Raw genomic sequence first — 19,712 nt, forward strand, 5'->3', positions numbered from 1 at the left:
CAGGGACAATCTTGCGCGGTTCAATCGGCGGACAAAGCGCGTCTCCAAAACAGTGCAGATGCTCGAGATTACGCTCAATCTGTTCTTCAACAGACACCTCATAAGGAGTCCCAAATGAACAGTCCCCCCTGGAGGGGGAGGGGCGATGAGCAGGGATTTTGGACGCTGTTTTGCGGAAGCTTGTCTGAGGACTTTCGCCTTATGAGAGCCCAGAAAAGTTTAGAGCCCTCTGGTCAAACCCGAGGGTGACGTGCGGTGGTGGGCTGTGAGTATGCCCCCACCCGACCTCCCACTGATAGGGGGAGGGGCGCAGGGGCGATCGTTTTGGTGGTCGTTATAGAGCTCTCGTGGGCTCACCTGAGGGCGGCACGAGCTGAGGTTACTCGGCTGCCGGGGGGTGGTCGGCTAGGGCGTCGGGGCCTGCGGGATCGCCGGGCAGGGTTTCTGCGCCGAGGTCTGGGAAGGCGACGATCCGCTGATTGCGGAAATCGGTGCGCAAGACGATCAATCCGCGTTCTTCAAACCATGTGAGCAGACGGCGTGCGCGTGAGGCCGAGTGTGTGCCGTACAGGCGCGCGAGGGTTGCGTCGGACGGGCAAGGTTGGCTGGTCAAAGCCGCTTGCGCGAGCACGAGGAAAACGCCCTGCACGTCGTCGGTGAGGGTTTCCGAGAGATCAAGGGCTTGCTGCCAGCCTTCCGACTTGGCGACATCTTCTTCGGGTGCAACGCGCGCGACGTTGAGCATGCGCTTGAACTGCGGCAGGGCCGGAGGCTCGCCGGGAACGCGACGAATGCGGCAGCGAACCAAAAAGTCCTGATAGAGCTGAGCATTGGTGCGGAAACCCGCATCCGGATCGCCCATCAGTTCTTCCATGACGGCCTTGATCAATTCATCACGCTCGGCCTGATCGATTTCAGGGAAGAGCGTTGGTGGTGGTTGATCGGCTTCTGCCTCCGCCTTTGCCTTCGCGCGCTTTTCAGCGACCTGCGCGAGCAGTTCGTTGGTTGATGGTGGTGGTGGCGGAGGCGGACGGCGCACGATTGGACGGGTGATCTCGTCTGGATCGTGGGTGAAGATCAGGTCGGCCGCATCAACGGGCGCGTCCGGCAAAGGCGTCAATTTAGGCGACGTGGATCGGGCCGAGGTTTCGACCTCACCGATGACGATCGGCAGTGGGCGGCGAGAAATGGCTGGGCCGAGGGCGACGAAGTGGCCGCGCTGCAGATCGCGGAACTGTTCGGCCTGACGGCGATCCATGCCCAAAAGATCGGCGGCGCGAGCCATGTCGATGTCGAGGAAGGTACGGCCCATGAGGAAGTTGGACGCTTCCGCAGCCACGTTCTTGGCCAGCTTGGCCAGACGCTGTGTCGCGATGACGCCCGCGAGGCCGCGCTTACGGCCACGGCACATAAGGTTGGTCATGGCGCCAAGGGAGAGTTTGCGCGCTTCGTCGGAGACTTCGCCAGCGGCTGCGGGCGCAAAGAGCTGGGCTTCGTCAACAACGACGAGCACAGGATACCAATAGTCACGGTCGGCATCGAACATGCCGCCAAGGAAGGCAGCGGCCGCGCGCATTTGCTGCTCAGCGTCGAGGCCTTCGAGATTGAGCACGACGGAGACGCGGTGCTGGCGCACGCGGTTGGCGATGCGGGTCAGCTCGGCTTCGGTGCGGGTGGCATCAACAACCAAATGGCCGAATTTGTCCGAAAGGGTGACGAAGTCCCCTTCCGGATCAATGATGCATTGTTGAACCCACGGGGCGGATTGTTCGAGCAAACGGCGCAAAAGATGCGATTTGCCCGAGCCAGAATTGCCCTGCACCAGTAGACGGGTGGCGAGCAGCTCTTCCAGATCCATTGCGGCGGAGCCTTGGCCCCGCGCCTGTCCCATGTCGATTGCGACCTGCATTGCTTCTCCAGCGGAATGCGCTCGCACTCCAGCGGAACGGGCGAACGCATTGTGACGGCTTAGGTGAGGTGACTGTTAGCACATCACTAGTCCGATTCGTCTCGCCCAGACGCGCAATGTTACCGCAGGGCCCGCGACCTGTTTAAAGGTCGCGGAGAAGGCGGGCGGGACGCGCTGTGGCTGCGCGCAATATTGTCATCGCGCCCAAGAGCGCGGTGATGGAAATGGCGAGGCCGATGACGATGGCAATGACGTCGGGACGATAGGTGAACTCTACCTCCAACATCAGGCCAGAAACGACGCGACCAACCAGCAAGCCCAAGATCACGGCTGGGATTGCCGCAAGGAGGGCCAGCAGGAAGTATTGGAGGAATGCGGTTGCCAAAAGGTCGAAGCGCGTCGCGCCCAGAACCTTGGTGATCACCGTATCGGCTTCGCGCTGACGGCGACCCGTGGAGAGGGAGCCCACAAGCACCAGCAGGCCATTGCCGACGGCAAGACCCCCGACAAGTGTCGCAGCAAAAGACAGCTGACCAAGCGCGTCTGTCACCTGCTTGAGCGTATCGCCCACGGAGATGAAGCGAATGTCGGGAAGCTCAGTGGCGAGGAGGCGCGTGATGGCTTCCTCTTGGCCGGGGTTAGCCGTGACCGAGGCAAAGAGCGTGGTTGGATAGGCTTCCAGAACGCCGGGTGCGAAGGAGGCGAGGAAGTCGATGCCGCCTTGCCAAGAGTAGTCACGGAAGTTGGCAATGGTGGCCGTGACGGGCTCGCCAAAGATTTCGAAGGTGAGGGTGTCGCCAATGTCGACGCCCAAACCATTGCGCAGGCTTTGGTGGAGGCTAACGAGCGGTTCGCCTGTATAGTCTTCGGGCCACCAATTGCCAGCGACGAGGCGAGAGCTCGACGGCATCTCCTCGCGATAGGTGAGAGGGACTTCGCCGGACAGCAGGAAGCTGGCCTCAGGACCGCGCGTGCGGATCTGATCGGCGGGTGTTCCCTTGATCTGGGTGAGCGCGCCGCGCAGCATTGGCGTGGCGACGAAGCGGCCGATGCCGCGTTCCTCGGCAAGGGCTTCGAGATCTTCGATTTCGTCGGGGAAGAGGTCTGAGCCAACAAGCGTTGGAGCATCGAAGGCCGACGCACCCAAGAACTCGCGCTGTAGGTTCGCCTGCATGACGAGGACGACGATCAGCATGGCAAGGGCCATTCCCGCAGAGACGGCGACCGCGGCGGCATTTTGACCGGCGGCAGAGATCGAGCGCAGGGCATGGCGGATGATGCGCGGCCCGCGTTCTGGGAGCATCGAGAGGCCCCATTGCACTAGGCGAATAAAGCCCTGGAAGAGGATTGCCGCGATGGCGCTGGCCGTGCCAAAGGCGAGCACGAGCGCAATGTCTTTGGTCATCAGCCACGCCAAGAAGAAAAAGGCGAGAATGGCGAGCAGCAGTGGCACGACCTGCGGCGAGAGCAGCAAGGCTTTCCAATCGACCGGAGGCGCATCAAGGCCCTTCGAGCGGAACAGAAGCACCGGGCGGATCGCTTGGGCTTGCTGCAGCGGCAGATAGGCAAAGGCGAAGGCTGTTACGAGGCCCGCGCCTGCGGCGACCAGCAGGGGCTGGGGGTAGATGGCTGGCGTGAGAGATATGCCGACCGCCCCCGAAATGGAGGGCAGGAGCAACCAAGCAATGCCGCCACCGACGACGAGGCCGATCAGTACCCCAACAATGGCAAGCGCTGCGACCTGAGAGAAAAAGTGCAGGAACACGCGCGAGCGACCAGCACCAATGGAACGCATGACAGCGATGACGCTCGAGCGCTCGGAAATGTATGAGCGCATGCCGGTCCAGACGCTGACCCCACCAATGAGGAGGGAGCCAAGGCCGACGATGACGAGGAAGCGCATGAAAAGATCATAGTAGCGCACCATTTGACCCAGCCCGTCGCGAGCAGAGCGAACGGTCCAGCCGAAATCGGAAAACTGCTCGGTGGCGGTGGCAAGACCGGCGTCGATGTCGCCCGAGGTCAGCTTGACCTTATAGCGATACCAAGAGCCAAGACCCGGGAGGGGCGAGGTGCGGTCGGAGATGCGGTTAAAACCATCGACAGTGATGAGGATGGGAATGCCCAAGCGGAAGCCGCGGACCGCTGCATCGGGGATGCGGGTGAGGGTGCCGCGTACCGAAAACTGCGTGCCGCCAATGCCCATAATATCGCCGGGGGCGAGATTGAGCTGGTCGAGAAGCACTGGGTCGATGAGGGCGCCATAGGCATTGTCTTGGCGCTTAAGAAGCTCGTTGATGTCTTCGCCAGCCGGCAAGTGCGGGCTGACGATAGAGCCGAACATGGGGTAGCCGTGATCGACGGCGGTGACGTCGGCGAAGGCTTCGCCGTCAAAACTCTCGGCGCGCAAATTGGTGTCGACGACGTAGACGACCTGTCCGAGCTTTTCCATTTCCGCCACTTCATCGGGCGTTGCGGGACGATCGGCGCGAGACAGCTCGATGTCGCCGCCCATGATCTCGGCAGCGCCTTCATCAATGGCGTGACTGATGCTGGTGCCGACAGAGTTTACGCCGGAGATCAGAGCGGTGCCGACGGCAAGGCAGACGACGAGGAGCAGGAAGCGGCGCAGATCGCCGCGCATGTCGAGAAGGCCAATACGGATGGCCGGCCAGATCCGTCCCATTAGCGTGCTGCCGTGGTTTCGATGAGCCCGCCCGCAGTCATGGTGTAGACGCGGTCTGCCTTGGCGGCGAGGGCAGGGTCATGGGTGATGAGGACAACGGCGGTGCGGTTCTTGCGGGCCAGATCGAACATGAGATCGACAACCACGGCGCCGGTTTTTTGATCGAGATTGCCGGTTGGCTCATCGGCCAATAGCAGCGGCGGATTGGCGACAGTGGCGCGGGCTAGGCCAACGCGCTGTTGTTCGCCACCCGACATGGCCGAGGGGCGGTGGTCGAGGCGATCTTGCAGGCCGACGGCGGCGAGAGCCTTGGCCGCTTGCTCACGAACTTGCGCCATGGAGAGCTTTTCATCGGCGATTTCGAGCGCCATGCCGACATTGTCGAGAGCGGTCAGCGAAGGGATGAGGTGGAAGCTCTGGAAGACAATGCCGACGGTGTTGCGGCGGAATTTGGCCAGCTCGTCTTCGTTGAGCTTGCCGAGGTCGGTGCCATTGACGGTGACACTGCCGCCGGTGGCCTTTTCGAGGCCCGCCAGAAGCATCAGCATGGAGGTCTTGCCCGAGCCCGATGGGCCGACGATGGCGACCACTTCAGCCGGTTTTACTTGCAGGGAAACCTTGCGCAGAATGTTGAGTGGACGTCCGGCGACGTCGAGAGTGTAGTCAACATTTTGTGCGCTGATGATCGCGGCTTCGGACATGCCGGGCCTTCCCCCTAATAAACTCAGAATCGTGTCTGTGACACGTTTGGAACTCTTGTAGACGAGAGAGGTTGGCAATCGGTAACAAAGCAAGTCACACGTAAAATTTCCCACTGGCGTGAATTTGCGTCGGCTGGCAGACATAATTAAGAGCTAACTGCGAAGCTTAGATCGATTTTGACGAGGCTATTCATGCTTAAGACTTGGCTGCGGACTTCCTTTGTGGCGCTGACCATGCTGACGCCGTTTACGGCTCCTGCGCTGGCGCAGCCGGAATTAGAGAAGCTGCAGAGCTATCTCGGCGATTGGCGCGGCGAGGGCGCGCTGACCGGAGGTGGCAGAAATGAACCCTTCCGTTGCCGCTTGTCGGTGGCGCAGGGCGTACAGCTGAAAGTCAACTACACCGGGCGTTGCACGCTGGTGAATGCGACGCTCTCGATTAGCGGTACCATCGCCTACAATGCTGCGGGCAAGCAGTATGAAGCCGCGATGAGCTCGAATGCTGGTTTTACCGGCCTCGCCATCGGCCGCCAAAGCGGGGATCGGATTTCGTTCGATCTGCAGGAAAAGCAGAAGGACCGCGCCGGGAGCGATGTGCGCATCGGCTCGAAAATCAATTTGATCGGGGAAACGATCACCGTCGATTTCGAGGTGGAGTTCAACGATTCAGGTGAAGTGCTGAAGGCATCGGTGCCGTTCGCGAAGTAACCTTTCGGTTAACTTATGTTTGTGGGAAGCGGGGCCTTGTGGTCCCGCTTTTTGTTTTTGTGGCCAAGAGATGCGCGGCAAAAACGGGGAAATGAGGAGCCGTACCTCAATTTCTTTAGTGTTGGTGCGGTAAGGCGTTGACAGCGCGATGGTCTTGTTCAATCTTGTATGGAAGAGCGAACCAATTGGTTCAGGCCCCTCCTACAAGATCGACAGTTCTCAGATGAAATATGCAATTGTTGGCACGGGTGGCCGACACCAGATGTTCCGCGAAGCGATTGCCGAAACACATGCTGATACGGCGGAGCTCGTGGCGCTGTGCGACAATAACCAGAGCCGTTTAGCGCTATCGGCGTCCAAGGTTCCCAATCGCGGTGGCAATGGTATCGCCACGTATCTGGCGGAAGATTTCGACCGCATGCTGGGCGAGCAGGACCCAGATACGGTGGTCGTGACCGTGCCGGATTATCTGCATGACGAATACATCGTGCGGTCGCTGCGTGCTGGCCGCAATGTGATGACGGAAAAGCCGATGACCATTGATATGGCACGGCTGAAGCGGATTTTGGATGCGCAGCGGGAGACGGGAAAGAAGGTCACGGTGACCTTTAACTATCGTTACTCGCCGGCGCGGACGCAGCTCAAAGAAATTCTGATGAGCGGCACGATTGGCGATATTACCGCAATCGACTTCCGTTGGTATCTCGACCGGGTGCATGGGGCCGATTATTTCCGGCGCTGGCACCGCTATAAGGATAAGTCGGGTGGCCTGCTTGTGCATAAGAGCACGCACCACTTTGACCTGCTGAACTGGTGGGCGGCGTCGACGCCTAAGAGCGTTTCAGCTATCGGCAAGCGTGATTTCTACACCCCGGAAATGGCCGTAAAGCTCGGATTGGCGGATCATGGCGAGCGTTGCCACACCTGCCCGGTGGCGGACAAATGTGCGTTCAAGATGGACCTTGAGGCCGATGAACCGCTGAAGGAACTCTATCTCGATGCGGAGGATGATGACGGCTACTGGCGCGATAAATGCGTCTTTGCCGACGACATCACCATTGAAGATACTATGCAGGTGCAAGCGCAGTATCAGAACGGCACCTCGCTCAATTATACGCTTGTGGCTTATTCCCCTTGGGAAGGGCTGGAGGTGAAATTCCACGGCACGAAGGGCGAACTAACCCATCGGCACATCGAAGTGCATGGTGTTTTCGCCGGTGGTCACCGCGAGCGCGGAGGCGATGAGGTGGAACAAATGACCACTGAATTGCATCTTGCCGGGGAACTCCCCAAAAAGCTTGACGTTTGGACAGGTAAGGGCAGTCACGGCGGCGCGGACCCGATCATGCTTGGATACTTGTTTAATCCCAATGGGATGGAGGAAGATAAGTATGGCAGAGCGTCTGACCATACGGCTGGCGCTTGGTCTATTCTGACGGGCATTGCGGCAAACCGCTCCATTGCGGAAAGCGGCGCAAGAATAGACATCGACCAGATGTTACGAGACGCGGGCATTTCCCTTTAGATGGAAATGAGCAACAGCGCTCAAAACTCAGCACTCCGACCTGCGCGGGGTGCTTTTCATTTCCGGGGGGATTTGGGATACCAGTTGGCAAAAGGATGGCCAGAGATATGGGTGTAGAAATAGACAGCGTCAGTGAACAGACCATGGCCATGCGCCTTGTGCAGGCCCTGCGCGATGAAATCGTGACGCTCGTTCTCAAGCCCGGCGATGCCATTTCGGAAAGCGATATTGCCACCAAGTATGGCGTCTCCCGCCAGCCCGTGCGCGAAGCCTTTATCCGACTGTCCCAACAGGGCCTGCTGCTGATCCGCCCTAAGCGGGCGACCGTGGTGAAGAAGATTTCGCCCGATGGTGTGCGTCAGAGCCGCTTCATCCGCGAAAGCATCGAGGTCGAAACCATTCGCCGCGTCGTGGCGGAAGGCAATGGCGAAGCCAAGTCCATTCTTGACGCGATCATCGTTGATCAGGAAGCCGCGGCGGCGAAGGACGATACGCTGCAGTTCCACCTTCTCGACGAGCTGTTTCACCGTACTTTGGCGCGTATGGCGGGCGTGGAATACGCCTGGCAGATGGTTGACGACCACAAGATGCAGCTCGACCGTGTGCGCTATTTGACGCTCGATCTGAGCTCGAAGGACCGCGCGATTGCCGAGCATAAGGCCATTGTTGACGCGGTAGCGCGTGGCGATGCGGCCGCATCCGAAGAAGCGATGCGCGCGCATTTGGGCCGTGCAGAAGCTCTGCTCGACCAGACGATTTCTGAATATCCAGAATTTTTCGAATAAGCGGCTGCTCTTGCGGGAACTGAGCGCGTGTCTTTGTCTTGTCCCTTCTGTGGGTGGGCGATAGCCTGACCTAAAATAAGGGGCAGGACATGAAGACACGGCGTTTGGGGCGGACAGGCTACGAGGTGAGTGAAATTGGCCTCGGCTGCTGGCAGCTGGGGGGCGATTTCGGCCCCGTTGGTGACGACACCGCCAAAGCCATCCTTGATGCTGCGGTCAATGCCGGTATCAATTTTTGGGACACTGCGGACGTTTATGGCGGCGGACTGAGCGAAAGCCGGATTGGGGCTTTCGCCAAGGCCGGTGCCGTTAAAGTCGTTACCAAGGTTGGACGGTCCAGCACACTCTTTCCCAATCGCTACACCAAAGAGGGTGTGCGCCAAAGTCTTCTTGGATCAGCGCAGCGCCTCGGCGTTTCGACGCTTGATCTGGCGCAGCTCCATTGTGTGCCGACCAGTGTTCTGCGCGATGGGGCGATCTTCCGCTGGATGGATGAGCTGCGCGATGAGGGGCTCGTGCGCCACTGGGGCGCCAGTGTTGAGACGATTGAGGAAGCTCTTCTGTGCCTAGAGCAGCCGGGCTGCGCTACACTCCAAATCATCTTCAACCTGTTGCGTCAGGATGCGGCGACGCAATTATTGCCCAAAGCGGCTGAAAAGGATGTTGGTATAATTGTCCGACTGCCGCTGGCGAGCGGCCTCCTCACCGGCAAGTTTGATAAAACCTCGGTTTTCGAGGCGAGCGACCATCGCAATTACAATCGGGATGGTGAGGCTTTTTCGGTGGGCGAAACCTTCTCCGGCATTCCCTTTGATCGCGGCGTCGAGCTTGTTGCTGAATTGAAGGGGCTCGCGCCCGAAGGCATGCCGATGAGCCAATTTGCGCTGCGATGGATTTTGGATCATCCGCAGGTGTCGACGGTGATTGCGGGTGTGTCCAAGCCAGAGCAGATCGCAGACAATGTTGCCGCCAGCGAGCAGCGTAGCCTATTCCCTGCACTCTCCAAGCAATTGGGGGAATGGTATGAGAAAACAGTGAAGCCGGAGATCAGAGGCGGGGTCTGACCCCGCCACGGTTATTCAGGCGTACAATCGGTGGGGAGCACTGCATCGAGCGCCTTGCTCTCGACCGTCTCCAGCTTACCCTCTTCGATATGCATTGGCGCGTAAGGGGGAGCGTCCTGATTGGTTGGCAGGGCGAGCTTGAGTGTGAAACAGCCTGCGAACTGCGCCCTGGTGCCATCGTGATTTTGGGCGTCGATGGCGACGGGCAGATAGTAGTAGCTCGAGCCCGCTGCCCCCTCTTCGGTCGGTTCGCCTGTCAGAAGGGTGACGGCTTTTGTCTCTTCGTAACCGGCCTTGAAGGCCTCGTAATCTGCTGACGCGGCAGTGTCGTTCGACTGAGCGTGAGAGTTGGCGCCATAGTAGGACCAGGCGCGCAGATATTCTTCGCGATTGATGGCGTTATAAAGCGATTGCACGACAGCTTGGGGGGACGAACGATCGTCTTGATAGGCTGGGTCCGGCATGTCTTGAGCAAAGGCAGGCAGAGCCATCAGCGCGGAAAACACGGCAAAACAAAAACGCATAGTCCGACTTTCTCAGCGTGATTTTTGGGCTTTTACATAAGCGGCCAGCACATTCTGCATCCGCGTTATGTGACCTTTGCCTTGCTGTTTGAAGAACTCAAACACTTCCGGGTCAAGCTTGAGGTGAACTGATGTTGGAGTCACTGGTTCGTTTAAGACTGCGTTCTTCCAAAACTCGTCGCCAAGTTCGGGGCCTTCTGGGGCGTTTGACGAGTCGTAGAACTCCCCGCGATCTTTCATCGCTCTTAATTCTTCAAGTGTCGCTCGCCTCATAAGTTGTTCTGTCACGTTTGCTACCTTTCCAAGCCGAAATTAGCCTGGTTACACCGTTACGCTGTGTGTGAATGACAACAAAACAAATCCCGTCAGCGTACCCGATGGTGCGAAAACGTATTTCTCCGTAGTCATTTCTTCTGTCAGGGGTCGAATGTGTGATGCCCTCAAAAATGAGAGCGGCATCAAGAAAGTCGACGCCATGTTTCTCTAGATTCGAAAGTCGCTTATCTTCGTTCCACTCGAGTTCCAAAGGAGGATCCTATCTGAAAGTTAATGCAGATTATGCGGGGCATTGTCTCTCTCCTTTGTAGTCCGGAAGTGGCCTACCACTTTTTTGTACACCAAAAGTGTACACTTTCCAAGTGAGTGCTTTGTGCCTCTAGCGGATCAGTGTTGCGACACCTAGGTTAAGTGTCAGAAATTTGCTGAAGGCGTGATTTATGTCCCATCCTGCGTTCGAACTGGTTCGTGATGAAGCTATTGCCGAGATCAATTCTCAGGCGCGGCTCTATCGGCATAAAAAAACCGGCGCAGAGGTGCTTAGCCTCATAAATGACGACGAAAACAAGGTCTTCGGCATTACCTTCAAAACCCCGCCAGAAGACGCGACTGGCATTGCTCATATTCTTGAGCATTCGGTGCTGTGTGGGAGCCGGAAGTACCCTGTGAAGAAGCCGTTTGTGGAGCTGCTCAAGGGCTCCATGCATACCTTCCTCAACGCCATGACCTATCCGGACAAGACCGCTTATCCGGTCGCGAGCCAGAACCTCAAAGATTTTTACAACCTCGTGGATGTGTATCTCGACGCGGTTTTGTTCCCGATCATTTCGGAAGACACTTTCGAGCAGGAAGGCTGGCACTATGAGCTGGATAGTGCTGATGCACCGCTGGTTTATAAGGGTGTGGTCTTCAATGAGATGAAGGGCGTTTATTCGTCGCCGGACTCGGTGATGCATACCCAGAGCCAAGACGCGCTCTATCCGGACACCACTTATGGCAAAAGCTCGGGGGGCGACCCTAAGGTCATTCCTGATTTGACCTATGCGCAGTTTAAGCGCTTCCACGAAACCTATTACCACCCGTCCAATGCACGTGTGGTGTTCTCTGGTGATGATGCGCCGGAAAAGCGCCTCGACATTCTGGATGCCTATTTTGACCAGTTTGACCGTATCGCTGTTGATGCGGAGGTGAAGCTGCAGCCGCGGTGGAATGCGCCGCGCGCGGTTTCGGGCACTTATGCGGGCACGATCGACAGCGAAAAGCGTCGTGACGGGATGGTGTCCGTCAATTGGATGCTCGATGAGCCCGAGGGGCGTGAGGAAACGCTGAGCCACGGCATGCTAAGCTATTTGCTCGCTGGCAATTCGGCTGCGCCGCTGCGCAAAAAGCTCAATGAATCTGGCCTTGGTGAAGGTGTTTTGGGCGGTGGTATTTCGACCTATTTGCGCCAGCCAATGGCCGGCGTTGGCCTCAAGGGGATTGACCCAGCCAATGCCGAAAAGGTCGAAGCGCTTATTCTCGATACCTTGCGGGACCTCGCCGAAACAGGGTTTTCTGACGAGCAGATTGATGCTGCGATCAATATGTTCGAGTTCAACCTACGCGAGAACAATACGGGCTCTACCCCACGCGGCATGAGTTACATGTTCACCGCTATGGGCCCCTGGCTGCACGGTGGCGACCCGCTGGCCCAACTTTCGTTTGAGGAGGCGCTTGCGTCGGTTAAGGCCAAGGCGAAGGGCGAGCATTTCAAAAATGAAATTCGGCGTCTTTTCCTTGATAACCCGCATCGGGTGACCTCGACGCTTGAGGCTGATCCAGAGCAGGGCGCACGCGAAGCGCAGGCAGAAGTCGACAAGCTTGCCGCTGTTCGCGCCGGTTTGGACGATGAGGCGATCCAGAGTGTTGTTGCGCGCACAGAACGGCTGAAGGCTCTTCAAGAGGCGGTCGACAAGCCTGAAGACTTGGCAAAGATCCCGACGCTAAGCCGCGATGATCTGGAACGCGATATCCGCACCATCCCGACGGATGAAAGCGCGATCGACGCCGCACGCTTCTTTTATCACGACCTCGCGACGATCGGGATTTTGTATCTCGATGTCGGGTTTGATGTGACTGTGCTCGACAGTGAGCAGCTGCCCTATATGCCGCTTTTTGGTCGCGCATTGCTGCAGACCGGGACGAGCAAGGAAGACTTCGTCTCGCTGACGCAGCGGATTGGCAGAACAACAGGGGGCGTTGCCCAGCATCGCGCATTGGCGACGCGCTCTGAAGATGGGCAGACAGCAGCCTGGTTCTTCCTTTCGGGCAAGGCCGTGGCTGATAAGTTTGGCGATATGCTCGACATTATGAGCGATGTCCTGCTCGACGCACGCCTGTCAAACAAAGAACGTTTCCGCCAGATGGCGCTGGAAGAAAAGGCGGGCTTTGAGGCGCGTCTGGTGCCCGGTGGCAATGGCATTGTCGACACCCGTATCAAGGCGGCGCTGACCGAGGCGAGCTGGGTGGCCGAGCAGATGAGCGGGGTCAGCTATCACGAGTTTCTCAAGGGGCTGATTGAGCGCATCGATAGCGATTGGGCGAGTGTGGAAGCGGTACTGGTGAGCATTCGCGAAAAGCTCTTCAACCGCGGGGCGATGGTGATCAACCTGACCGCGGACGCGGACCTGTTGGATCGCGCCAAGAGCGAGTTGGGCCAATTCGTCGGCAAACTGCCGGGCGGTAAATTTGAACGCGCGACATGGCGGCAGTCGAGCTTTGCGGCGCATGAAGGGCTCATCATTCCGGCACAGGTGAATTATGTCGGTAAGGGCGCAAATTTGAAGGCGCTGGGCATCGAGTTGACGGCTTCGGCGTCGGTCGTTCTGCGTCATCTCAACACCACTTACCTTTGGGATAAGGTGCGTGTGCAGGGCGGGGCCTATGGTGGGTCGAGCCGGTTTGACCTGTCGTCCGGCAATTTCTCGTTCCTCTCCTATCGCGATCCGAACTTGCTCAAAACGCTTGAGGCTTATGACGGCGCGGCGAAGGCGTTGCGCGCGGGTATTGGCGAGCAGGATCTGACACGCTCGATCATCGGGGTGATCGGCGATCTGGATCGTCCGGAGTTTGCGGATGCGAAGGGCTATTCGGCGATGTGGCGGATTCTGAACGGCACGACGGACGCGGTGCGTCAGCAGCGCCGAGACGAAGTTCTGGCAACGTCAGCGGCAGATTTTGAGGCCATGGCAGCGGCTGTTGAAGCCGTGGCCGAAAAGGGCCGTATCGTTGTGCTCGGCGGGGAGGCTGCGATCACCGCGGCCAATGCAGAGCGCGATGGTCTGCTGACGGTCCAGAAGGTGGTGTGAGGCTCGTTACCCCACCCTTAATCCCTCCCCACAAGGGGGAGGGAGACGGCTTCGCGTTCGCAATGGCGGGCAGGGGCCAGACTATTTGTTCAATGCGTCGACGAGGTAGGGCAGGCTAATGTCCATGCGGTAGTCGACGCCGGAGTGGTTGTCGGGGAATTCCTCGTAGCGGTGCTCAATGCCACGCTCGCTCAGGATCTTCTGGATGCGGCGGGAGCCATAGAGGATGTTGTACTGATCCTCGGTGCCGCAGTCGAAATAGAAGGCTTTCAGCTTAGAGAGCTCCTGCGCGTGGGTTCTGACCATTTCTGCAGGGTCCCACTTGAGCCAATTGGCCCAGCGTTCTTCGATGATGTCGCAGGTGTCATACGTCACCGGCAGACGTAGGCCGAGGAAGGTCTCCTCGCTTGGATCGGGATCAAAGCTTGCGGCTTGCGCAAGGATCATGAGCGTCAGGGTGTCCTTGCCATCGATTTTCACCTTGCTTTCAAAAGCGGTGAGCCACTGCTCAATGGAATTTTCGGTCTTGGCGAGCGCGCGCAGCGTGTTGGGGAATTCGCCGAGATAGAGCAGGTCAAAGCCGGCGTCGCCAGAATGGCTGGCAGCTGCGGACCACACATCGGGATGGCGCATGGCGTGAATATGGGCGCCAAAACCGCCTGAGGACTTTCCGAAAACCCCACGACGTCCGGTGCCGCCGCAGGCGAATTTTTGCTCAACCGCTGGGAGCATCTCAGCGATGAGGAAATCCTCGTAATTGCCGACGACGGGCGAATTTACATATTGGTTGCCGCCGAGGCGTGAGTAGCAATCGGGGAAGGCCACTACGACCGGGGCGAGTGTGCCTTCGCCGATCAGGCGATCCAAGCGCTCGGGGACGTTTTCGGAAAAGGCTTTCCAGGCTGTGTGGGCAGGACCACCGGCCGTGTAGCCAACAAGGTCGACGAGAAGCGGTAGGTCTTTGCCGTCATGGCCGTGCGGGACGTAGACGTCGACGATGCGCGCGGTGTCATCACCCAAACGGTTGCCAATGAGCGCCTTGCTCTCAACGATCAGACGATGGACTGTGCCTTGTGGGTGCTTGCTGCGACGCATGTCGGGCTCCTTGTGTTGCGGTATGGTTTTAGGCCAACGCGAAGACAAGGCAAGAGGTTGAACCTGTCACGCGGGCGAGCGTTAGGGGACTATGGGTCATATCTTAAACCGAGATCTTTACGTCCCTTCCATCGACGCTTGGATTGATCCGAGCGTGCCACGTCCGCGTGCGGTGATCACCCATGGCCATGCCGACCATGCGCGGTCAGGGCATGGGGCGGTGTTGGCGACGCCAAAAACCATAGAGATTATGAAGGTGCGGTATGGCGTGGATTGCGCGGGCACGTTCCAAGGGCTCGATTTTGGCGAGAAACTCACGATCAACGACGCGGTGGTGAGCCTCTATCCGGCGGGGCACATTTTGGGCTCCGCGCAGGTTCTTATTGAAGCCCAAGGCCAAAGGGCGGTGGTGACCGGGGACTATAAGCGTTTGCCGGATCGGACAGCGGAAGCGTTTGAGCCGGTGGCCTGTGATCTGATGGTCACTGAGGCGACGTTTGGCTTGCCCGTGTTTCAGCATCCCAAGCCGCAGAGCGAGATCGCGCGGCTCTTAAAGTCTGTGCAGGATCAGCCAGAGCGCTGCCATTTGGTGGGGTCCTATGCGCTGGGCAAGGCGCAGCGGGTGATCGCGCTGCTGCGCGATGCGGGCTGGGACAAGCCAATCTATTTGCATGGCGCAATGATTAGGCTTTGCGAGCTTTATGAGCAGTTGGGCGTGCCACTGGGAAACCTTATTCCGGCGACGGGGACGAGCAAGGCAGAAATGGCCGGGCAGATCGTCATCGCGCCGCCTTCGGCCATTCGGGACAAATGGAGCCGACGCTTCCCCGACCCGGTGGTGTGTCAGGCTTCCGGCTGGATGAGTGTCAAACAGCGGGCGAGACAGGCCTTGGTTGAACTGCCGCTGATTATCTCTGACCATTGCGATTGGGGTGAGCTGAACCAATCCATCCACGATAGTGGTGCTTCGACCATTTGGGTGACGCATGGGCGCGAGGATGCGCTGGTTTATTGGTGCAAGAAGCAGGGGCTTGAGGCAGAGCCGCTGGCGCTGCCCGGTCTTGATGATGACGGCGGGGAGGGCGTGGAATGAAGCGTTTCGCGGACCTGCTCGATCTCTTGGCGCTGACGCCATCGCGCACGCGAAAGATTGCGGCGCTGGCACAGTATTTTGCTGAGGTGCCCGACCCAGACCGGGGGCTGGCGTTGGCCGTTCTGACCGGCGAATTGGATATCCGCAATGTGAAGCCGCAATTGCTGCGGCAGACGGTGTTGGCGGAGGTCGATGAGACCCTTTTTGCGCTTTCCTATGATTATGTTGGCGATCTGGGCGAGACTATCGCGCTGATCTGGCCACACCACGGCACCGGTGTGCTGCCGAGCGTGAGTGCGGTGGTCGATATTCTCAATCAGACAAGCAAAGCCGAATTGCCCAAGGTGATTGGCGATTTGCTGACCAATGCCGCTATCCATGAACGTTGGGCCTTGGTGAAGCTGGCGACGGGGGCGCTGCGGATTGGCGTTTCGGCACGGCTGGCCAAGACGGCGCTGGCGGAAATGAGCGGGGTGCCACTGCAAGAGATTGAGGAGGTCTGGCATGGGCTCAAACCGCCCTATGCCAATCTTTTTGCGTGGTTAGAGGGCAGGACCGAGCGACCGGACATTGATCACACAGCGCGGTTTCATCCGTTGATGCTGTCGACGCCGATAGAGCTCAGCGATTTTGAAAAACTCGACCCCAAGGAGCACTCGGTTGAGTGGAAATGGGACGGCATCAGAGTTCAGTTGGTGCTGAATGGCGAAAGTAGTTCGCTATTTTCGCGCACAGGGGACGATATCGCGGGAAGCTTTCCAGATGTGGTGGAGGCGGCTCGAGGGCGGGCGGTGCTCGATGGGGAATTGCTGGTCGGCAAGGATTTCGAGCCGGGAAGCTTTAACGATCTGCAGCAGCGGCTGAACCGGAAGGTGGCGACGGGCAAGCAGATGGCAGAGCTGCCGGGCTTTGTGCGTGTCTACGACATGCTGTTTGACGGCGATGAAGACATTCGGCCCCTGCCTTGGCAAGAGCGACGAGCTCGACTTGAGGCTTGGTTCGCACGCAATCCGCAGACTCGGCTTGATCTATCGCCGGTTCTGGACTTTGCCGATTGGGAGGAATTGGCCAAGCTCCGCCGCATGGGCGCAGATGAGCATGGGCACGAAGGAGTGATGATCAAACTCAAAAGCTCGCCCTATGTGCCGGGGCGGCCAAAGGGGTATTGGTTCAAGTGGAAGCGCGACCCTAATGTGGTCGATGCTGTGCTGATGTATGCCCAGCGCGGGCATGGCAAGCGCAGCTCATATTATTCCGACTACACATTTGGCGTGTGGAAGGGCAATGAGATTGTGCCAATCGGAAAAGCCTATTTTGGTTTTACCGACGAGGAGTTGAAACAGCTCGATAAGTGGATCCGCGCCAATACAACGGCGGCGTTTGGGCCCGTGCGTGAGGTCAAAAAAGAGCTTGTGTTTGAGGTGGCGTTTGACAGTGCGCAACGGTCCACACGGCACAAATCTGGCGTCGCCCTACGCTTTCCGCGCATCAGCCGCGTTCGATGGGACAAGCCTGCGCAAGAGGCGAATAGGCTTGAAGATATGGACGCATTCTTATGAGCGGGATGAAGATCGAACCGAGGGACTAAAGATGTCATCGCGAACGAATTTGCAGCGCTTACAAGCGCTCGAAAAGGAAATGGACGCAGCGGCGGCCGATTTCGATTTTGAGAAAGCCGCAGCCCTGCGCGATGAAATTGCGCGCCTCAAGGGGGAAGCTGATGGCATTGTTGGGCGCGCACCACCGGGCCAGATCGGGCTGGGCACGGATCAGCCTGTTCGAGAGCCGCCCAAGAATTGGGTGAAACCCAAGAAGCCGGATTTTCTGATCGGGGCGAATAAGAAGAAGCGTTAGGTTTTGACCAGCCGATCCTGCGCCAGGTTCTTGATCTCACGCAGCTCGCGGATCGTCGTCTCGAGGTCATCGCGTTGCCGCTCCAACAGGGCAATGCGCTCATCGACTTTCTCGGCGAGCAGGTTCACCTGTTGACTGCGGTTGGCGTCATAAAGGCTGAGGTAATCGGAAATATCGCGCAGCGAAAAGCCGAGGCGTTTGCCGCGCAAAATCAGGATCAATCGGGCGCGGTCGCGACGCCGAAAGACGCGGGTTGCACCAACGCGCTCCGGATTGAGTAGGCCCTTGGTTTCATAAAAACGGATTGCACGCGTTGAAATGCCGAACTCTTTGGCAAGGTCGGCAATGGCGAAGAGATCTTTTGTCTCGCTGGCCTCTTCGGTCACTTTTGCGCTTTCCGCTGTGTGTATTCTTCACGGAGCTCTTTCTTGGAGAGCTTTCCGATCAAGGTCTTAGGCAAACTATCCTTAAAGATAAACTCTTTTGGCATTTCGAGTTTGTTGATTTTCTCAGCCAAGAAGGACTTTAGGGCGGGGCCGTCTGTGGACATGCCTTCGCGCAATTTGATGAAGGCGACCGGGGCTTCGCCGCGGTATTCGTCAGGCACACCAATGACGTTCACCTCTTCGACGGCTTCGTGCGTCGCGAGCGCCTCTTCGATGGTGCGCGGGTAGACGTTAAAGCCTGAGCAGATGATCAGATCTTTGATGCGGTCAACAAGGAAGACATAGCCGTCTTCGTCCATGTGGCCGACGTCGCCGGTGCGCAGCCAGCCATCCATGAACACATCGGCATTGGCTTCATCATTGTTGAAATAACCGGCCATGACCTGCGGGCCCTTGAGCTGCAACTCGCCATCTTCGCCGAGACCGACAACTTGTTTGGTGTCGATATTGACGAAGCGAACGTCAGTGGCCGGGAGCGGCAGGCCAATGGACATGGGCTTGTTGACGCCCGAGAAGGGGCCGCAGCAGACGACCGGCGAGGCTTCAGTGAGGCCATAGCCTTCAACGAGGCGGCCGCTGGATTTTTGCGCAAACAGACCGCGCAACTCATTTGGCAATGGTGCGCCGCCGGAGACGATGAGTTCGAGGCTGGCGAGGTTTTCGCGGGTGAAGCTAGAATTGTTGACCAAGGCTGCGATGAGGGTCGGCACTGCGGGCATCAAATCGGGCTTGGCGCGTTTGAGCAGGGCCAAGAAGCCCTTGGGCTCAAAACGCGGCATCATAAACACCGACATGCCGCAAATGAGCGGCATGTTGAGACAGGTCGTCATGGCAAAGATATGGAAGAAAGGCAGTACCGCCACGGCCTTGTTGCCAGTCTTGAACACTGGAGAAAACCACAGGCGCGCCTGGTCTGCGTTGGCGGAAATATTGGCGTGCGTGAGGAGGGCCCCCTTGGGAATGCCAGTGGTGCCGCCGGTATATTGCTGCACCGCGATATCACTGCCATTGATCTGTACCGGTGTCGGCGTGTGGCGTTTCGCCAGAAGGACCTCGAAAGAGAACAGCGCTGCGCCCTCGTTGCTGCGCGGAATTTTAGTCAGCTCTTTGGCCTTCACAACACTGAACAAGATTTTCTTGACCAGCGGGAGCGCATTGGGGAAGTGCGCGACAATCAGCTTTTTGATGTGACCCGCGTCGACAAGGGCTTGGCCCTTTTCGCAGATATTGGCGAGGTTGAGCGTCACCATGATATCGGCACCCGCATTGCGCGTGATGTGCGTCAGCTCAGGGATGGTGTAGAGTGGGTTGCAATTCACCACCGTACCACCAGCCAATAGCGTGCCGTAATAGGCGATGGGGTAGAACGGGGTGTTGGGGAGCATGAGCGCCACACGCGTGCCCTTGGTGACCCCGAATTCTTTTTGCAGCGCACCGGCAAAGGCGCGGATTTGCTCAGCAAGCGAGGCAAAGCTGGTTTTTCCGCCTAGGAAGTCGAGAGCCAGACGATTGGGTTCGCGCGCGCAAGTGGCGAGGATTTGCTCATGGACTGGGGTCGTGTCGATCTCTGCGTCCCAAGCAATCGTTTCAGGATAGCTGTGGAGCCATGGGCGCGACTGCTTAGAGGTATCCAAAGAAGTGTCCAAGAGAAAATCCTCTAATAGTACTGCGCTGCGCGGAGCAGCTTGTCCCCCTCGCG

At 58.3% G+C, this 19,712-nt stretch carries 17 protein-coding genes; 8 read left to right on the forward strand and 9 right to left on the reverse strand.

Annotation, left to right across the window (positions count from 1 at the left end; all coding sequences use genetic code 11):
• Positions 1-379: 379 nt before the first annotated feature.
• The 3 genes from HKD40_RS08295 to HKD40_RS08305 all read right to left on the reverse strand — a co-directional run bounded on the left by HKD40_RS08295 (position 380) and on the right by HKD40_RS08305 (position 5,296).
• The gene (locus HKD40_RS08295) at positions 380-1,909 is read right to left on the reverse strand and encodes an ATP-binding protein (RefSeq protein WP_169195278.1); all 1,530 of its coding nucleotides are present in this window, start codon (positions 1,907-1,909) and stop codon (positions 380-382) included.
• Between the two features lie 142 nt (positions 1,910-2,051).
• Positions 2,052-4,595 carry an FtsX-like permease family protein gene (locus HKD40_RS08300; RefSeq protein ID WP_169195279.1) on the reverse strand — a complete coding sequence of 848 codons (2,544 nt, stop codon included), beginning with the start codon at positions 4,593-4,595 and terminating at the stop codon, positions 2,052-2,054.
• Positions 4,595-5,296 (reverse strand): ABC transporter ATP-binding protein, encoded by a 702-nt coding sequence (locus HKD40_RS08305; protein ID WP_169195280.1) that lies wholly within the window; start codon positions 5,294-5,296, stop codon positions 4,595-4,597. Before HKD40_RS08305 ends, HKD40_RS08300 begins: the two co-directional genes overlap by 1 nt.
• A 222-nt stretch (positions 5,297-5,518) precedes the next feature.
• Here HKD40_RS08305 and HKD40_RS08310 point away from each other — a divergent pair, with 222 nt between their 5' ends.
• From HKD40_RS08310 to HKD40_RS08325, 4 genes are all read left to right on the forward strand, one after another.
• Entirely contained in the window at positions 5,519-6,004 is a 486-nt protein-coding gene (locus HKD40_RS08310; protein WP_169195281.1) for a heme-binding beta-barrel domain-containing protein, read from the forward strand.
• A 223-nt stretch (positions 6,005-6,227) separates the two neighbouring features.
• Positions 6,228-7,529: a Gfo/Idh/MocA family oxidoreductase gene (locus tag HKD40_RS08315; protein WP_169195282.1), complete on the forward strand. Its 1,302-nt coding sequence runs from the start codon at positions 6,228-6,230 to the stop codon at positions 7,527-7,529.
• 107 nt (positions 7,530-7,636) lie between these two features.
• The gene (locus tag HKD40_RS08320) at positions 7,637-8,314 is read left to right on the forward strand and encodes a GntR family transcriptional regulator (protein ID WP_169195283.1); all 678 of its coding nucleotides are present in this window, start codon (positions 7,637-7,639) and stop codon (positions 8,312-8,314) included.
• Positions 8,315-8,403: 89 nt separating this feature from the next.
• Positions 8,404-9,378, forward strand: coding sequence for an aldo/keto reductase (locus tag HKD40_RS08325; RefSeq protein ID WP_169195284.1), 975 nt, complete (start codon positions 8,404-8,406; stop codon positions 9,376-9,378).
• An 11-nt stretch (positions 9,379-9,389) separates the two neighbouring features.
• On the opposite strand, the gene HKD40_RS08330 is transcribed toward HKD40_RS08325, so the two are convergent.
• The 3 genes from HKD40_RS08330 to HKD40_RS08340 are packed head-to-tail and all read right to left on the reverse strand — an operon-like array spanning position 9,390 to position 10,428.
• The gene (locus HKD40_RS08330; RefSeq protein WP_169195285.1) at positions 9,390-9,902 is read right to left on the reverse strand and encodes a hypothetical protein; all 513 of its coding nucleotides are present in this window, start codon (positions 9,900-9,902) and stop codon (positions 9,390-9,392) included.
• A gap of 12 nt (positions 9,903-9,914) precedes the next feature.
• Complete coding sequence (locus tag HKD40_RS08335) at positions 9,915-10,190, reverse strand: BrnA antitoxin family protein (RefSeq protein ID WP_199531928.1); 276 nt, start codon at positions 10,188-10,190, stop codon at positions 9,915-9,917.
• Positions 10,156-10,428 (reverse strand): BrnT family toxin, encoded by a 273-nt coding sequence (locus tag HKD40_RS08340; RefSeq protein ID WP_169195286.1) that lies wholly within the window; start codon positions 10,426-10,428, stop codon positions 10,156-10,158. The genes HKD40_RS08335 and HKD40_RS08340 overlap by 35 nt, the downstream gene beginning before the upstream one ends.
• A gap of 190 nt (positions 10,429-10,618) precedes the next feature.
• Here HKD40_RS08340 and HKD40_RS08345 point away from each other — a divergent pair, with 190 nt between their 5' ends.
• Positions 10,619-13,525: an insulinase family protein gene (locus HKD40_RS08345; RefSeq protein WP_169195287.1), complete on the forward strand. Its 2,907-nt coding sequence runs from the start codon at positions 10,619-10,621 to the stop codon at positions 13,523-13,525.
• 81 nt (positions 13,526-13,606) lie between these two features.
• On the opposite strand, the gene HKD40_RS08350 is transcribed toward HKD40_RS08345, so the two are convergent.
• Positions 13,607-14,620 carry an alpha/beta hydrolase-fold protein gene (locus tag HKD40_RS08350; RefSeq protein WP_169195288.1) on the reverse strand — a complete coding sequence of 338 codons (1,014 nt, stop codon included), beginning with the start codon at positions 14,618-14,620 and terminating at the stop codon, positions 13,607-13,609.
• 91 nt (positions 14,621-14,711) lie between these two features.
• Here HKD40_RS08350 and HKD40_RS08355 point away from each other — a divergent pair, with 91 nt between their 5' ends.
• From HKD40_RS08355 to HKD40_RS08365, 3 genes are read left to right on the forward strand one after another with little or no spacing between them, the layout of a single operon-like run.
• Entirely contained in the window at positions 14,712-15,713 is a 1,002-nt protein-coding gene (locus HKD40_RS08355; RefSeq protein WP_169195289.1) for a ligase-associated DNA damage response exonuclease, read from the forward strand.
• Positions 15,710-17,272, forward strand: a complete 1,563-nt coding sequence (locus HKD40_RS08360) for a cisplatin damage response ATP-dependent DNA ligase (RefSeq protein ID WP_169195290.1) — start codon at positions 15,710-15,712, stop codon at positions 17,270-17,272. The genes HKD40_RS08355 and HKD40_RS08360 overlap by 4 nt, the downstream gene beginning before the upstream one ends.
• Positions 17,273-17,303: 31 nt before the next feature.
• Entirely contained in the window at positions 17,304-17,567 is a 264-nt protein-coding gene (locus HKD40_RS08365) for a UvrB/UvrC motif-containing protein (RefSeq protein WP_169195291.1), read from the forward strand.
• Here the strand turns inward: HKD40_RS08365 and HKD40_RS18050 are convergent.
• A complete protein-coding gene (locus HKD40_RS18050; protein ID WP_169195292.1) occupies positions 17,564-17,953 on the reverse strand; it encodes a MerR family DNA-binding protein in 390 nt (129 codons plus the stop codon). The two genes, HKD40_RS08365 and HKD40_RS18050, sit on opposite strands and share 4 nt — an antisense overlap.
• Positions 17,950-19,659 (reverse strand): long-chain fatty acid--CoA ligase, encoded by a 1,710-nt coding sequence (locus HKD40_RS08375; protein WP_169195293.1) that lies wholly within the window; start codon positions 19,657-19,659, stop codon positions 17,950-17,952. Before HKD40_RS08375 ends, HKD40_RS18050 begins: the two co-directional genes overlap by 4 nt.
• Positions 19,660-19,712 lie beyond the last annotated feature (53 nt).

The sequence above is a fragment of the Devosia sp. MC1541 genome (assembly GCF_012847305.1).
In the GTDB taxonomy this organism is placed as follows: Bacteria; Pseudomonadota; Alphaproteobacteria; order Rhizobiales; family Devosiaceae; genus Devosia.